Consider the following 15,937-nt stretch of genomic DNA (forward strand, 5'->3'; position numbering starts at 1 on the left):
AGGCATTTAAATGAAAGTAAGACCATCTGTAAAAAAGATGTGCGAAAAGTGCAAAATAATTAAACGAAACGGAAAAGTAATGGTAATTTGCGAAAATCCGAAACATAAACAAAGACAGGGATAAGGGAGGTAATTATGGCTAGAATTTCCGGTGTAGATTTACCTAGAGAAAAGAGAGTTGAAATCGGACTCACTTATATTTATGGTATTGGAAAACCTAGATCTCAAGCAATTTTAACTGCTGCAGGCGTTGATTTTGATACAAGAGTTAAAGATTTGACAGAAGCTGAACTTGCTAAAATTAGAGAAGAAATAGATAAATACCACGTAGAAGGTGATTTGCGTCGTGATGTTGCAATGAGCATCAAGAGACTTCGTGAAATTAACTGTTATCGTGGAAGAAGGCATAAAATGGGTCTTCCTGTAAGGGGACAAAAAACTAAGACTAATGCTAGGACAAGAAAAGGTCCTAAGAAACTTGTTAGTAAAAGTAAGTAAGGGGGGACTTTAATGGCTAAAAAACAAAAGGTTACACGTTCTAGAAGACGTGTTCGTAAAAATATTGAAAAGGGAGAAGCTCATATAGCTTCAACATTTAATAACACTATGGTTACTCTTACTGATATTAACGGTAATGTTATTTCTTGGGCAAGTGCTGGACAACTTGGATTTAGAGGTTCAAGAAAGTCAACTCCTTTTGCAGCACAAGAAGCAGCACAAGAAGCAGCTGAAAAAGCTAAAGAACATGGATTAAAGAGCGTTGATGTATATGTAAAGGGTCCAGGTTCAGGAAGAGAAGCTGCTATTAGATCTCTTCAAGCATCAGGTCTTGAAGTAACTATGATTAAAGATGTTACTCCAATTCCTCATAATGGATGTAGACCACCAAAACGTAGAAGAGTCTAAACTATTTATCGAGAAGGAGGGTACCCATGATTGAAATTGAAAAACCTAGAATTAGTATTGAAGAATTAGATGAGTCAGGTTTATATGGCAAATTCGTCGTTGAACCTCTAGAAGCTGGATTTGGTATCACTATTGGAAATTCCTTAAGAAGAGTGTTACTTTCCTCTCTACCAGGCGCAGCAGTTTCTTTTATAAATATACGCGGCGTTGAACATGAATTTGATACAATTCCAGGTGTATTGGAAGATGTACCTGAAATAGTTTTAAATATTAAATCTATAGTTTTAAAGATGACTGAAGATGAACCTGTAAAACTTGTTATAGAAAAAAAGGGAAAGGGAGAAATTAAAGCTTCTGACATTGAGCTTCAACCTCAGGTAACTGTTATTAATCCAGATCAACATATAGCTACGCTAAATGAAGATGCTGATTTTTATCTTGAAATGATGGTTGAAAGGGGAAGAGGCTATGAACCTTCTGAACTTAAAAAGGATGAAATAACTGAAATTGGAATTATTCCAATGGATTCTAATTTTACACCAGTGGAAAAAGTAAACTGGAAAGTTGAAAACACTAGAGTTGGACAAAGAACTGATTATGATAGATTAATCCTTGAAGTTACAACAGATGGTTCAATGAAAGCTGACGAAGCTACATCTCTTGCAGCAAAAATCTTGACAGAACATCTTGAACTCTTCATTGGTCTAAAGGAACATGTCAGTGAAATAAATTTGATGGTTGAAAAAGAAGAGGATCAAAAAGAGAAAGTTCTCGAAATGACAGTTGAGGAATTAGATTTATCTGTTAGATCATTTAACTGTTTAAAGAGAGCTGGAATAAACAGCGTTGAGGAATTGACTAATAAAACTGAAAGTGAAATGATGAAAGTTAGAAATCTTGGTAGGAAATCTCTACTAGAAGTAACTGAAAAGCTTGAAGAATTAGGACTTAGCCTCAAACCTGAAGAAGAATAAGGAGGACATTATGGCAAAAAACAGAAAACTTGGCCGTAATTCAAGTCATAGACGTGCAATGCTTAGAAACCTTGTTACTTCTCTTTTAAGGGAAGGTAGAATTAAAACTACTCACACTAGAGCAAAAGAAGTTCAAAGAATTGCAGATCGCATGATTACACTTGGAAAAAGAGGCGACCTTCACGCAAGAAGACAAGCTTTAGCATATATTTATTCTGAAGATGTTGTTACAAAATTATTTGAAGAATATTCTGAAAAATATGCAGATAGAAATGGTGGATACACTAGAGTATTGAAGATGGGTCCAAGACGTGGAGACGGTGCAGAAATTTCAATTATAGAATTAGTATAAGGAAATCCAATGGGATTTCCTTTTTTATATTTTTGGAGGGCTTATGTTTTATAAAAAAATTTACAACTCGCCATTAGGGAAAATTTATTTAATCTTTGATGAAGAATTTTTACTTGGACTATATTTTGAAAATCAAAAATATTTTGGAGAAGTTATAAAAGGTGAAGAGGTAGAAGATTTTAACTTAAAAAAGTTAGAAATCATCAATAAAAATTTAGAAACTACAGAAAAGTGGCTTGATATTTACTTTAGTGGTGAAGAGCCAAAATTTATGCCTTGCATAAAACTTATTGGAACAGAATTTAGAAGAGATGTGTGGAAAATTTTATTAGATATACCCTATGGAGAAACTATTACATATAAAGCTATCTCAGAGAAATTAATAGAGAGGGGAAAGTATAAAAAAATGTCGGCACAAGGGGTAGGTGGTGCAGTTGGGCATAACCCGATATCAATAATAGTACCTTGTCATAGAGTGATTGGAGTCGATGGAAGTCTTAAAGGCTATGCAGGAGGAATTGCGAAAAAAAAGAAATTACTTCAAAACGAGGGTTTCAAGTTTAAAAAATAAATGTAGAAGTAAAACAAAAGCTTTGCTATAAAAAAGTGAAGCTTTTATTTTTTATTTTGCACTCAACCCTTGAAAAATTTTTGCCAATGTATTAATATATATATTAGCAGAAGGCGTTGCCGAGTGCTAATAAAAAGGAGGTAAATATAGATGAAACTTAGACCACTTGACGATAAGATCGTCATCAAGAAAATTGAAAAAGAAGAAACAACTGCTTCAGGCATAGTACTTCCTTCTTCAGCTAAAGAGGAATCAAATATAGCAGAGGTTATTGCAATAGGAAATAAACTAGATACGGATGAAGATATGAAGGGACTTGTCAAAGTAGGAGATAAAGTTATTTTTTCAAAATATGCAGGAAATGATATTGAACTTGATAAGGAAAAATACACAATAATAAAATTCCAAGACATCTTGGCAGTTATTGAATAAGGAGTGATAAAATGGCAAAGGAAATTAAATTTTCAGAGGAAGCTAGAAAGGGCTTAATTAAAGGAATAAATACTCTTGCAGATACGGTTAAAGTAACACTTGGACCTAAGGGTAGAAATGTAATTTTAGACAAAGAATATGGCACACCACTAATTACAAATGATGGTGTAACTATTGCAAGAGAAATTGAATGTGAAGATAAATTTGAAAATATGGGTGCACAACTTTTAAAGGAAGTTGCTACAAAGACTAATGACGTTGCTGGAGATGGAACTACTACAGCTACTCTTCTTGCTCAAGCAATTATTAGAGAAGGAATGAGAAATATTGCAGCAGGTGCAAATCCAATGGTTTTACAAAAGGGAATTGATAAGGCGGTAGAAAGTACTGTTGAGGAAATCAAAAACTTTTCAACGGAAGTTTCTTCAAAGGAATCTATTGAACAAGTTGCTTCAATTTCAGCTGCAAATGAACAAGTTGGCAAGCTTATTTCTGAAGCAATGGAAAAAGTTGGCAATGATGGTGTAATCACTGTTGAAGAATCTAAATCAATGGGCACAAGCCTTGATGTAGTTGAAGGAATGCAATTTGATAGAGGATATCTTTCACCATATATGGTAACTGACTCTGACAAAATGGTTGCAGAATTAGAAGATCCATATATTTTAATTACGGACAAAAAAATTTCAAATATTCAAGAAATTTTACCACTACTTGAACAAGTATTGCAAGCATCTAAACCACTTTTAATTATTGCAGATGACATCGAAGGTGAAGCACTTGCAACTTTAGTTGTAAACTCCCTAAGAGGAACTCTAAATGTTGTTGGAGTAAAGGCTCCAGGCTATGGAGACAGAAGAAAGGATATGCTACAAGACATTGCAATTTTAACAGGTGGACAAGTTGTATCCTCTGATTTAGGTCAAGATCTTAAAGATGCAACAATTGATATGCTTGGCTCTGCGTCAAAGGTTAGAGTTGAAAAAGAACTTACAGTAATAGTAAATGGAGCAGGCGAAAAATCTGAACTTGAAAATAGAATTAACCACATTAAAAACCAAATTGAAGATTCAGATTCAGAATTTGATAAGGAAAAATTACAAGAAAGACTTGCAAAACTTTCTGGCGGAGTTGCAGTAATCCAAGTAGGAGCAGCAACAGAAGTTGAATTAAAAGAAAGAAAATTAAGAATTGAGGATGCTCTTGCAGCAACAAGAGCAGCAGTTGAAGAAGGTATAGTAGCTGGTGGTGGTACAGTATTAATCGATTCAATTGAAGCAGTTGCAAAAGCAGTTGATGAGTTAGAGGGCGACGAAAAAACTGGTGCAAATATCATCTTGAAAGCATTGGAAGAACCACTAAGACAAATAGCAGAAAATGCAGGATTAGAAGGCTCAGTAATAGTAGAACATGTAAAGAAAAAAGAAAAGGGCATAGGTTTCGATGCATATAAATCAGAATATGTAGACATGAAAAAAGCTGGAATAGTAGACCCAACTAAAGTAACAAGATCAGCACTACAAAATGCAGCAAGCGTAGCATCAATGATTTTAACAACAGAAGCAGCAGTAGCAAATATAAAAGAAGAAAAACCTGCAATGCCAGCAATGAATCAAGGAATGGGAATGATGTAATAATAAGAAAAGCCGAGATAAGTCTCGGTTTTCTGACTTTAACAGCAATGCGACTGAAAGAAAACATGAACTTATGAAAAATCTTATCCATGTAATATAGAAAATGCGAAGGAATAATTAGCATTTTCAGGCAAATAGGATTTATTAAAACAGCCTCAAAAAAACAGTCTTGAGATAGGCTGTTTTTTTATTTTATCCAGCAAAGGAGCTTAAAGTAAGAGTTTATAAAAATTTTATCTAAAGATAAGACAGTAAGACTTAAAGGAGTATTGCTGAGGAAGTTATACTTTAAAAACCTTTAAAATTAACACATCTTTGTTTAAATAGAGGCAGTTAGAGTAATTATATAGTGAGGTGTTTTATGAATATTAATTATATCAAGGCTTTTGAAGACAATTATATTTGGACAATTGAAAAGGAGGACAAAATCATCGTAGTGGATCCCGGAGATTCAGTTCCTGTTCTTAATTATTTAAAAAACAAAAAATTAGTTGCCATCCTTCTTACTCACAAGCACATGGATCATGTGGGAGGAGTTCAAGAACTTAAAAATAAATGCGGTGCAAAGGTCTATGGACCAGTTGAAACTAAAGAGTACAACGATGTTACTGTAAAAGAGGATGATGAATTTGAAGTCTTAGATGAAATTTTTAAAGTTATTTTAACTGCTGGCCATACAGAAGGACATATTTCCTATCTAATGGAAGATAATTTATTTTGCGGCGACGCACTTTTTCTTGCTGGATGTGGCAGAGTTTTCACAAAGGATTATAAAAAATCCTATGAGGGTCTTTCAAAATTAAAAAGTTTAGATGATGATACAAAAGTTTATCCTGCACACGAATATTCCCTTTCTAATTTAGAATTTGCAAAATCTGTGATTTCTAATGAGGATTTAGACAGAGAGTATGAGAGAGTAAAAAAATTAAGAGAAGAAAATAAAATCACCCTTCCTTCAACAATTGGCAAGGAGAAAAAAATAAATCCCTTTTTACTTGCAAGAGATTTAGAGGATTTTATAATTTTTAGAAACAAAAAGGATAATTTTTAAGAGTAAAAAATAAAAGTGTTGGCAAAAGAAAAGCCAACACTTTTTAAATATAAAAATCAAAGATCAACCAATTCCGCCAAGAATTGCTCCTGCTATTAGAGCAATTATTGCTGCAGTAACATATACATATTTAGCAAGTGGATAGTACCATCCACCGATTTCTTTTTTAGCTCCTTGGTTAACTGCGGACAGTGCATAATCCTTTCCTGCAACCCATAGGAACATTATTCCTGCAAGAGATGCTCCTAGTGGGCAGATGTAAATTGAAACTACGTCCATCCAACCACCTACTATTGCTTGGATAAAGATGGCAACTAGGCAACCAATTATATGAATAGTTGTAGTTGCAATTACTCTTGAGAAATTAAATTTTTCTTCCAAGTAAGCAACAGGTGTTTCATAAAGATTTATTATTGAGCTTAATCCTGCAAAAAGTACGCAAATATAGAAAACAATTCCAACAATTTTTCCAACAGTCATTCCGTTAAATACATTTACTAAATAAATAAACATAAGTCCAGGACCACCAGTGTCAAGGGGTGCATTTGCTGTTGCCATTGCTGGTATAATTACAAAAGCTGCCAATAATGCTGCAATAGTGTCAAATATTGCGACATTTCTTGCAGATGATGGTATACTTTCGTTCTTGGGGAGGTAGGACCCGTAAATTACAGTGCCACTTCCTGCAACTGATAATGAGAAAAAGGCTTGTCCAAAGGCATAGATCCAAACCTTTGGATCTTTTAATCCTTCAGGGTTTACTGTGAAGATGTATTTGTATCCATTTGAAGCTCCATCAAGTTTAAAAATATAAATTGCAAGTCCAACAAATAAAATAAATAATGTAGGCATCATAATTTTATTTGCTTTTTCGATTCCTCCAGATACTCCCATTGCCATAATGGCGAAACTTGCGATAATTGCTATTACAACCCAAATGTTCGCACCAAAGGTAGAGGCAGTTTGTCCAAAAGTTCCACCAATTACGTCCATATCTTGACCCATTGCATAAAGTCCGCCTGTTAGTGAAAGAAAAGTGTATTTAAAAATCCAAGCCATTACACAAGTGTAACCTATTGCAAGTGCAAGAGAACCAACTACAGGTATAAGCCCAATAGTTTCTCCAATTTTTTTGTTTTTCCATCTAAGTTCTGTACATTTGCCAAAAGCACCCACTGGACCAGCTTCAGCTGACCTTCCAAGGGCCATTTCAGAAATTACTCCAGTAGATCCTATAAGCACAACAAATATTATGTAAGGAATTAAAAAAGTCATGCCACCATAGGCTGAAACCATTATAGGAAATCTCCAGATATTGCCCATACCAACTGCAGAGCCTATACAAGCAAGTATAAAGCCCCATTTACTTTTAAAACCATCGCGAGTTTTTAAGTTGTTATCCATAATTATTCTCCTTGAATAGGGTAATACCCCTTTTTGAAAGGGGTATTTAATATTAAATTTTAATTAAGTTCATTATTTTTCATCTTCAGAAGGTTCATAAGTTTCTAGGAATGCGTGGAAGTGACGCATTGGAAGGTTTTTACCCTTTACTATTCTAATATTAGGAATAGTAGCACGATCTTCATAAAGAGCTTTTACAGCTGCAATTACATAATCTAGGTGTTCCTTAGAAAGTTGACTTCTGTTTATGGCAAAACGAACTACATTAGCGACTTCAGCTTGTTGTTCTGGAGTTTTTAGATCGTATTCCATAGAATAATTTCCAAGTTCAGCTGTTCTTATTCCATATCTTCTGATTAATTCAACAGAGAAGCCTTGACCAGCAAAAGTTTCGGGTGCTCGCTTATTGTCGAAAAATTCATCCATATTTATATATACTCCATGTCCACCAGCAGGTAGTACAACGCCCTTCACTCCAGCTTTATAGAATCCTTGTGCAAGATATTCACATTGTTTTACACGAGCATCAAGGTAATCGAACTTGGCAGCTTCATAAAGTCCAGCAGCAAGTGCCATAATATCTCTACCACTCATTCCGCCATAGGAGTCGTTTCCGTATGAAGAAATTTGTTTAACCTTTAATAAAATACCAACGTCAGTTTTTACTGAGCCATCTTCGTTAAAGTCAGAGAATTTTTTCCAGAACAAGCCTTTGTCTCTGAAGGCAAGCACGCCACCCATGTTTGCGTGTCCATCTTTTTTTAGGGATGCAGTAAATCCATCACAATAAGAAAACATTTCCTTTGCGATTTCTGGGATTGACTTGTCAGCGTATCCATCTTCATTTACTTTAATGAAGTAAGCATTTTCTGCCCATCTAGCGGCATCAAACATATATGGAATTTCATATTTGTGTGCTATTCTAGAACATTCCCTAATATTTGCCATGGAAACGGGTTGACCGCATACAGTATTATTAGTAATAGTCGTATAAATTAGAGGAACATTTTCAGGTCCTAATTTTTCAATTAATTCTTCTAATTTTTCTGTATCCATATTGCCCTTAAAGGGATTTTTTTCGTAGTGGCCATTTTCAGGAACTTCCCACAAAAGTTTTTTGTTATATAAGTTTCTTGGTATAGAACCCATTTGTTTAATATTTCCTTCAGTTGTGTCAAAGTGACCATTTGAAGGAATTGTGTAAGTCTTTCCCGGCTCTCTTTCATTTAAAATTTTTTTAACTAATTCAAATAAAACAGACTCAGCTGCACGACCTTGTTGGATGATAAAAGTATTAGGTCTTTCCATTTGTGCAGATCCACCGTTAAATAATCCACCTTCATACTCGCAAAGATATACTTCGTTCATCATTTTTTCTACATCAGTACAATCAGTTCTTACAAGGTCAATAATTCTTTTTTGGTTGTCGCCTCTTTCAAAAACGTCTCTAAAGGCATCTAAAAGAACATAGTAGCCTTTGTTTCTTCCATAAGATTCATCGCCTAAAAACATTGCAGACCATTGAACATCTGTCATAGCAGTAGTTCCTGAATCTGACAACATATCGATAGTTAACATTCCTGCAGGAAAAGCAAATTCATTGTAGTGAGTAGCTTTAAGAGCTCTTTCTCTTTGCTCAACTGTTACATTTGGCAAGTTTTTAGTAACATAAGTATAGGAATGTGGTGTAGGTACGTCTAATTGATACTCTTTCATAAAATAAAACCTCCATATAAATAATAAATGATAAATTTACAGAGGAACCCCGGTCATCGACTAAAAAATCAACTAGCGGACAGTATCCAAATTGAGAACCCCGGTTATCAAAAAGTTGATTGTAAATTAGTAAAATACTAATAATAAAATAAAAATTTGATGAGCGGTCAGCACTCATAGATAAGAATATTATCTATGAAATAGTTTACGCTATAGAAATTTAAAAGTCAATAATATTGTATATTCACTAATTATTTTGTTAAATAAAAAATGAAATCGTTTTAAAAACTAAGCATAAATTAAAAAATCTCCAAATTAATGGAGATTTAAATAATTATTTTTCAACTGAAGCTGAATAATTTTTTTCTATTGATTCGTCAAGTATCTTTGTAAATTCTTCATCTGTCTGGTTGACATTAAGTCCTTCAGTTAAAGCTCTTGAATAAGAAGCGATTACACTTTTGTTTTTTCTAAGTTTTTTATTAGCTTCATCTCTTGAGTAGCCACCAGAAAGAGCAACAACCCTAATTGTTTGACTGAAATTATATAAGTCTTCGTAAAGATTTTCTTTCTCAGGAAGAGTTAATTTAAACATTACATAATTTTCTTTTTCTAAGTTTTTAAGTCCTTCGATTAAATATTTTTTTAGAACTTCTTCAATTTCAGCTTTATCTTTAGCGTGAATGTCAACTTCAGGCTCTATAATTGGGACAAAGCCTGCATCAGAAATTTTCTTTGCATATTCAAATTGTTGGTCTACAACTTTTTCAATTGATTTTTCATTGAGTTCCTTTATTACGGAACGCATTTTTGTGCCAAAAATATTTCTTTCTTTAGCATTTTTAAGGAGCTCGTCAATGTGTTTGAAAGGCTTCATAAGTTGTACACCATCTTTTAATTCATCAAGGCCTTCGTCGATTTTTAAAAAAGGAACTATGCCCTTTTCTTCCCAAAGGTAGTCGCCAGTAAATTTATTGTCAACCTTTGAATTCATAGTAACTTTAAATAAAATTGCAGCCAAAATTCTATCAGAAGTAAAAGCTTCATTAGTTATAATTCTCTTTCTCATTTCATGAACTAGGTTAAACATTTCTTCATCGTTAGAATATTTGTCTTCAGTTATTCCATAATTTAAAAGTGCCTTTGGTGTTGATCCACCTGATTGGTCAAGGGCAGCAATAAAGCCTTTGCCATTTTTCATTCTATCAAATTGTTTTTTGTTCATTTTTACCTCCAAAGTCTAGACTTCTTATTACTTCTAATTATATAATAAGTAGACATAGTTGACAAATGACAAATTTTGAGGTGAATATGAATTATTATGCAGTAAGGGTTGGAAGAAACCCTGGAATATATAAAACGTGGGATGAGTGTAAAAAAGAGACTATGGGATTTAAAGGTGCAAGCTTTAAAAAATTTTCTACTCTTGAAGATGCTAAAGCTTTTTTAAATGAAATAGAAGAAGAAAAAAAAGAAGTGGTAGAAAGGGATGAGCTAATAGCATATGTAGACGGCTCCTATAGGAATTCTGATAAGAGCCATTCCTATGGGGTATATATGTTTAACGACGAAGAAGAATATATCTTTTCTAAAAGATTTTTTAAAGGTTCAGAGATGAGAAATGTTTCTGGAGAAATAAAGGGCGCCATGAAGGCTATGGAGTACGCAGAATCTATTGGAAAGAGAAAAATTTATCTTCATTACGATTACGAGGGTATAAGATCCTGGGCTCTTGGATTTTGGAAGACAAATAAAGAGGGGACAATTTTATACAAAGAATTTTACGATGACATAAAAGACAAACTAGAAGTAAAATTCATAAAAGTAGAGGCACATAGTGGTGTGAAGTACAATGAACTTGTAGATAAGCTTGCAAAGGAGGCAAAATGAGAAAGTCTTGGGACGAATATTTTATGGAGATAACTGAAATGGTTGCGACTAGATCCACTTGTGATCGTGCCTTTGTAGGTTGCGTGCTGGTAAATTCTGATAACAGAATTATTTCTACTGGATATAATGGGTCTGTAACGGGAAACCCTCATTGTGACGAAGTTGGTCATACAATGAGAGATGGGCACTGCATTGCCACAATTCATGCAGAGATGAATGCACTTTTATATTGTGCAAAGGAAGGAATTTCAGTGAAGGGTGCTAAGGCCTATGTTACACATTTTCCGTGTTTAAACTGTACAAAGGCACTTATACAAGCAGGAATTTGTGCCATATATTATCACGAAGCTTATAGAGTGGATGATTATGCAATGGAACTTCTGAATAAAAATAATATTCTTTTAAAACAAATTTAACAAATCTAGATGCCTATTAAGTATAACTTAATAGGTTTTTTTATTTAGATGTTGGGTATCTTATATTAATAAGTGATACACAAAAATTAGGAGGTAGAACATGAAGGGATTCATAGAAGAATTTAGAGAATTTATTTCTAAGGGCAATGTAATGGATATGGCAGTAGGGGTTATTATAGGTGGCGCCTTTGGCAAAATCGTATCAAGTCTTGTGGAAAATATTTTAATGCCACTTATTGGAATTATTATTGGTGGGGTTAATTTTTCTGATTTAAGTATAACTGTTGGAACTGCTGAAGTTAAATATGGCGTATTTTTGCAATCAGTTTTTGATTTTTTAATTATTGCATTTGTAATATTTATAATGATTAAACAAATTTCAAAAGTTACTAGCAAATTTAAAAAAGAGGAAGAAGTGAAACCGACAGAAAAGGTATGCCCTTTCTGCAAGTCAACTATTGCAATTGACGCAACTAGATGTCCACACTGTACATCTGAACTTGGAAGTGTAAAATGAAAAAGTGGGGTTTGGTCCTTGAAGGTGGTGGAGCAAGAGGCGCTTATCAAGTAGGTGCTTATTTTGCCCTTATGGAAATGGAATTTAATTTTTCAAAAATTGTTGGCACGAGTATTGGTGCCTTTAATGGAGCTATGTTTGCCCAAGGTGATGCCTATGAGTGTTTTAAAGCTTGGAAAAACTTGGATTTTTCTTCTTTTGTCAATGAATTAAAAACTGTGGAAGAAGATCAGGATATTCTGGCAAAAATTATAGAAAAATTAAGGAGGCACGACATAAAAATCCCTGAATTGACAAGGTCGCCCTATCCACTTTTTAGACTAGTAGATCAATTTATTGACGAAGACAAGCTTAGAAATTCAGATATTGATTTTGGAATTTGTACAGTTAATGTTTCTGATTTAAAAGTTGAGAAATTATTTAAAGAAGATATTGAGAAGGGACTAATAAAAGATTACATTATTGCCTCTTGTTACATTCCTTTCTTTAAATTAAAATCCCTTCATGGCAAAATATTTTTAGATGGAGGTTTTGCATCTCCAGCTCCTATTGAAATGATTGAAGATGACATGGATATTGTTTTAGTAAGACTTTCTGATAGGAATATAAAAAATGAAGAGCGTGCGAAATATATTGTTAAACCAAATAAAAGGCTTGGTTCAACACTTGGTTTTGATACTGATAGAGCTGATGAATTAATAAAAAATGGTTACTTCGATGCCTTTAGAGCTGTAAAGGGTTTAAAGGGTGAGGAGTATTATATTTTGCCAATTAAAGAAGAAGAAAGTTTAAAATATATTTATAAAATTTTAAAAGAAAAGGTCTACGAAATTGATAATAAAGTTATTAGAAAGATATTTGAAGAATATGTACCAAAGATTGCAGCAGAGCTAGAGATGCCAGAAAATTTTAAATACGATGAACTTTTATATAAGCTTTTAGAAAGAGAAGCAGAAAAAAACAAGATAGATAGATACAAAATTTATACAGTTGAAGGATTAATGAGGGAAATAGAAAATGGATTTTAATGCTGATTTTGAATTAATGAAAATTAAAGCTAAACTTCAGAAGAAAAGTTCAATGCCTGTGGATGTTAAAAACAGATTTTCTGTCATGATACCTTTGATAAAGAGAAGAGGACAAATTCATCTTTTGTTTGAAAAGAGGGCACTTAATCTTAGAAATCAACCAGGAGAAGTTTCTTTCCCTGGTGGCAGAATTGAGGGAAATGAAAGCCCAAAACAGGCTGCTATTCGTGAAACCTGCGAGGAATTATTAATAAAAGAAAAGGATTTGGAAATATATTCAGAGGGGGATTTTTTAGTAAATCCATATTCTGCTATTATTTACACTTATATTGGTGAGATAAAAAAAGATTTTTTTGAAATTATTCCATCAAAGGATGAGGTTGAAAAAATTTTCACAGTACCACTAAAATTTTTTATGGAGATTGAGCCAAAATCCTACAAGTTAGATTTAAATGTAAATAGAAATGAAGACTTTCCTTATCATTTGATTCCAAATGGAGAAAATTACAAATTCAAAAGGGGAAAAGAAGAAGTCCTATTCTATGATTATAAAGGCATCATTATTTGGGGTTTTACTGCCAAAATAACGAGAAGATTTGTAGAAAGAATAGGTCTTTGACCTTGTGTAAAGTTTGATAATTGATGATTTGAATTTTGTAAAAAACTTCTGTAAATAGATATAAAAATTATTTTTAATAAAAAATTAATAAAAAACTAGTAATATTTGTAATACAAATGTAATATTTTAGTTTAAAGTTCTAAATTTCAATGTTTAGAGCTTTTTTTATTTTTATCATAAAATATATTTAAATAATACAACCTTTAAAATGGCTAAATTTCAAAGATTATGCCAAGAATTACAAAAAAGTTACAAAAAATTGACAAATTAAGTTTTTTTTATTATACTTTTATGAGGTTAGAAAAGGTTACAAAAGTGTAACAAAATTTACAATTTTGTAACGCTATGGAGGTTATTTATTTGAATAAGAAAAACATTTTTAAAAATGCAAAGTTTATTTTAATAGTCCTAGCGCTTGTTTCAGTGCTTACAATGGGTTTTAGCACAGCTTTAGGAAATGATGTAGAATTAAATATTAATGGAAAGACAAAGACAGTTTTTACATATGAAAAGACTGTGGGTGCATTTTTAGAAAAAGAAGGCATAGTACTTAAAGATAAGGATGTTGTTAGTCCAAGTGTTGATCAAGAAATTAAGGAAGATATGAAGGTAATAATAACTTCTCCAAAATCTTATCACATTAAAGATGGCAATAAGACTATAATTGCTGAAGCAAATGGATATACAGTTGCTGATGTACTTGAAAATTTAAATATAAAGTTAAATAAGCTTGATAGAGTTTCCTTTCCTCTTGATGAAATTGCAAAAGAAGGAATGGAAATTCAAATTGATAGAGTAGTAGTTGAAAATATTGAAAACAAAATAGAAATTCCTTTTGAAACAGAAAGTCGTGAAAATGCAGAAATGCTTGAAGGACAAAAAAATGTAATCACTAATGGTGAAGTTGGACAAAAGGTTGAAAGTTTAAATAACACTTATGTCAACGGAGTTCTTGAAACTACTGAAGTTTTAAAAAGTGAAATTACTAAGAATCACGTTAAAGAAGTTGTAGAAGTTGGAAGTAAAAAAGCACCTGCAGCACCTAATGGGAAAAATGCAAAAAGAGTAATAGTGATGCAAGCCACTGCTTATGATCCAACAGCTGGTTCAAAGACAGCTATGGGAACTCGTGCAAGAGTTGGAGCAGTTGCCGTTGACCCTAAGGTTATCCCTCTTGGTTCAAAACTTTATATTGAATCAATGGACGGTTTCGCAAGTTATGGTTATGCGACAGCAGAAGATACTGGTGGAGCAATAAAGGGAAATAGAATTGATTTATTTTACAATTCAAATGCTGAGGCTAATAGATTTGGCAGAAGAAATGTAAAAGTTTATGTACTTGATTAAAAAAGTCCTAGCAATGGGACTTTTTTTAATGCAAACTTTTAAAGTGTTGGTTTTCCAAAAATTAAAGGAATCTCGAGAAAAATGAAAATCTAAAAATAAAAAAATTGAAAAAATAAGAGTTCATCATTTAAAAGAACCTTTATTTAATTTATAATATAAATGAGGATGATTTTATGAAATTAGTAGAACATGAACTCGTCGATAGGTATATTTATTATTTGCAAAGATACATCCCCTATGATAAGCAAAAAGATGCAAGGGATGATTTTTTAGAAATTTTGAAAGATAGACTTCCGGAAATTTATACGGAAGATGACATAAAAAAAGAATTAAATAAAATTGGAAATCCCTATGAATTTGCGACAACTTATACTGAAGGTAGTAAATTTCTTTTAAGTGGTAAAAACTATGAAATTTTTGTAGCCTTTTTGAAGATGCTTTCTGTGTCTGCATTAATTGGAATTATTTTATTCATTTTAAATTATTTCAAAAGATTTGTAAGTGCAAATTTATTTGATTTACTAAAGACAATTTTAATTAGCATTTTTGTTCTAAGCTTATTGCCTTCTTGGATTTGTGAAAAGATTAAAACCACAAAAATTCTAAAGGCACTCACAGAAGAATGGGATATAGATAATCTTTATGAGACTAAGGATTTTAAAATAGAAAAATATGAGATCGTATTATTGGTATTAAATTTTTCAATGTATTTTATGCTTCAAGCGTATATTATCACTGCAAGAATTAATATTTCCATTGTTACTTATACTTTTATTATGGTATTATTTTTTCTAAATGTACTTAGTGCAAATTTAAAATTATCAGAAAACACTATTGTCTCAAAAGTAATGCATTTTGAATATTTTGTAGATATATTTACATTAATTAGTTTTATAATTATGACAAATTACTTTATTCCAAGGGTATTTATCATAAAAATAATTATGCTATGCAGTGTAATTAATATAATTTTAAATTCTTATAATATTTCTAAAAGCAAGAATATTTTGCTATCGCGAAAAAAGAGAAAGAAAAATAAATTTAAAAGAAAAAACAAAAAGACAGAGTGAACAATAATCA

Annotated in this window: 19 protein-coding genes; 16 read left to right on the forward strand and 3 right to left on the reverse strand. The window is 32.3% G+C overall.

Going from position 1 to position 15,937, the window contains the following annotated elements:
- Positions 1 to 10: 10 nt before the first annotated feature.
- The 9 genes from rpmJ (at position 11) to gloB (ending at position 5,920) form a co-directional block, all read left to right on the forward strand.
- On the forward strand, positions 11 to 124 hold the full coding sequence (rpmJ, locus tag BIV18_RS07945; protein ID WP_010244353.1) for a 50S ribosomal protein L36: 114 nt from the start codon (positions 11 to 13) through the stop codon (positions 122 to 124).
- Positions 125 to 135: 11 nt separating this feature from the next.
- The gene (rpsM, locus tag BIV18_RS07950) at positions 136 to 498 is read left to right on the forward strand and encodes a 30S ribosomal protein S13 (RefSeq protein ID WP_019107900.1); all 363 of its coding nucleotides are present in this window, start codon (positions 136 to 138) and stop codon (positions 496 to 498) included.
- A gap of 12 nt (positions 499 to 510) precedes the next feature.
- The gene (gene rpsK, locus BIV18_RS07955) at positions 511 to 906 is read left to right on the forward strand and encodes a 30S ribosomal protein S11 (RefSeq protein WP_019124973.1); all 396 of its coding nucleotides are present in this window, start codon (positions 511 to 513) and stop codon (positions 904 to 906) included.
- Positions 907 to 932: 26 nt separating this feature from the next.
- Positions 933 to 1,880, forward strand: a complete 948-nt coding sequence (locus tag BIV18_RS07960; protein WP_075660089.1) for a DNA-directed RNA polymerase subunit alpha — start codon at positions 933 to 935, stop codon at positions 1,878 to 1,880.
- 10 nt (positions 1,881 to 1,890) lie between these two features.
- The gene (gene rplQ, locus BIV18_RS07965) at positions 1,891 to 2,232 is read left to right on the forward strand and encodes a 50S ribosomal protein L17 (RefSeq protein WP_075660090.1); all 342 of its coding nucleotides are present in this window, start codon (positions 1,891 to 1,893) and stop codon (positions 2,230 to 2,232) included.
- 43 nt (positions 2,233 to 2,275) lie between these two features.
- Positions 2,276 to 2,803: a methylated-DNA--[protein]-cysteine S-methyltransferase gene (locus BIV18_RS07970; protein ID WP_075660091.1), complete on the forward strand. Its 528-nt coding sequence runs from the start codon at positions 2,276 to 2,278 to the stop codon at positions 2,801 to 2,803.
- Positions 2,804 to 2,953: 150 nt separating this feature from the next.
- The gene (locus BIV18_RS07975) at positions 2,954 to 3,235 is read left to right on the forward strand and encodes a co-chaperone GroES (RefSeq protein WP_075660092.1); all 282 of its coding nucleotides are present in this window, start codon (positions 2,954 to 2,956) and stop codon (positions 3,233 to 3,235) included.
- An 11-nt stretch (positions 3,236 to 3,246) separates the two neighbouring features.
- Positions 3,247 to 4,869, forward strand: a complete 1,623-nt coding sequence (gene groL, locus BIV18_RS07980; protein ID WP_075660093.1) for a chaperonin GroEL — start codon at positions 3,247 to 3,249, stop codon at positions 4,867 to 4,869.
- A gap of 361 nt (positions 4,870 to 5,230) precedes the next feature.
- On the forward strand, positions 5,231 to 5,920 hold the full coding sequence (gene gloB / locus BIV18_RS07985; protein ID WP_075660094.1) for a hydroxyacylglutathione hydrolase: 690 nt from the start codon (positions 5,231 to 5,233) through the stop codon (positions 5,918 to 5,920).
- Between the two features lie 63 nt (positions 5,921 to 5,983).
- On the opposite strand, the gene BIV18_RS07990 is transcribed toward gloB, so the two are convergent.
- From BIV18_RS07990 to BIV18_RS08000, 3 genes are all read right to left on the reverse strand, one after another.
- A complete protein-coding gene (locus tag BIV18_RS07990) occupies positions 5,984 to 7,324 on the reverse strand; it encodes a sodium-dependent transporter (RefSeq protein ID WP_075660095.1) in 1,341 nt (446 codons plus the stop codon).
- A gap of 72 nt (positions 7,325 to 7,396) precedes the next feature.
- Complete coding sequence (locus BIV18_RS07995) at positions 7,397 to 9,040, reverse strand: tryptophanase (protein WP_075660096.1); 1,644 nt, start codon at positions 9,038 to 9,040, stop codon at positions 7,397 to 7,399.
- Positions 9,041 to 9,374: 334 nt separating this feature from the next.
- A complete protein-coding gene (locus BIV18_RS08000) occupies positions 9,375 to 10,265 on the reverse strand; it encodes a fructose bisphosphate aldolase (protein WP_075660097.1) in 891 nt (296 codons plus the stop codon).
- A gap of 86 nt (positions 10,266 to 10,351) precedes the next feature.
- Between BIV18_RS08000 and BIV18_RS08005 the strand changes: the two genes are divergently transcribed.
- From BIV18_RS08005 to BIV18_RS08035, 7 genes are all read left to right on the forward strand, one after another.
- Positions 10,352 to 10,930, forward strand: coding sequence for a ribonuclease H1 domain-containing protein (locus tag BIV18_RS08005; RefSeq protein ID WP_075660098.1), 579 nt, complete (start codon positions 10,352 to 10,354; stop codon positions 10,928 to 10,930).
- Positions 10,927 to 11,346 carry a deoxycytidylate deaminase gene (locus tag BIV18_RS08010; protein WP_075660099.1) on the forward strand — a complete coding sequence of 140 codons (420 nt, stop codon included), beginning with the start codon at positions 10,927 to 10,929 and terminating at the stop codon, positions 11,344 to 11,346. Before BIV18_RS08005 ends, BIV18_RS08010 begins: the two co-directional genes overlap by 4 nt.
- Positions 11,347 to 11,446: 100 nt before the next feature.
- Entirely contained in the window at positions 11,447 to 11,863 is a 417-nt protein-coding gene (mscL, locus tag BIV18_RS08015) for a large conductance mechanosensitive channel protein MscL (protein WP_075660100.1), read from the forward strand.
- Complete coding sequence (locus tag BIV18_RS08020) at positions 11,860 to 12,891, forward strand: patatin-like phospholipase family protein (protein ID WP_075660101.1); 1,032 nt, start codon at positions 11,860 to 11,862, stop codon at positions 12,889 to 12,891. Before mscL ends, BIV18_RS08020 begins: the two co-directional genes overlap by 4 nt.
- Positions 12,881 to 13,510 carry an NUDIX hydrolase gene (locus BIV18_RS08025; protein WP_075660102.1) on the forward strand — a complete coding sequence of 210 codons (630 nt, stop codon included), beginning with the start codon at positions 12,881 to 12,883 and terminating at the stop codon, positions 13,508 to 13,510. Before BIV18_RS08020 ends, BIV18_RS08025 begins: the two co-directional genes overlap by 11 nt.
- A 360-nt stretch (positions 13,511 to 13,870) precedes the next feature.
- Positions 13,871 to 14,857 carry a resuscitation-promoting factor gene (locus BIV18_RS08030; RefSeq protein ID WP_075660103.1) on the forward strand — a complete coding sequence of 329 codons (987 nt, stop codon included), beginning with the start codon at positions 13,871 to 13,873 and terminating at the stop codon, positions 14,855 to 14,857.
- A gap of 173 nt (positions 14,858 to 15,030) precedes the next feature.
- Positions 15,031 to 15,927 (forward strand): hypothetical protein, encoded by an 897-nt coding sequence (locus BIV18_RS08035; protein WP_075660104.1) that lies wholly within the window; start codon positions 15,031 to 15,033, stop codon positions 15,925 to 15,927.
- Positions 15,928 to 15,937: the final 10 nt, after the last annotated feature.

The organism is Peptoniphilus grossensis (assembly GCF_001940285.1).
Classification (GTDB): domain Bacteria; phylum Bacillota; class Clostridia; order Tissierellales; family Peptoniphilaceae; genus Peptoniphilus_A; species Peptoniphilus_A faecalis.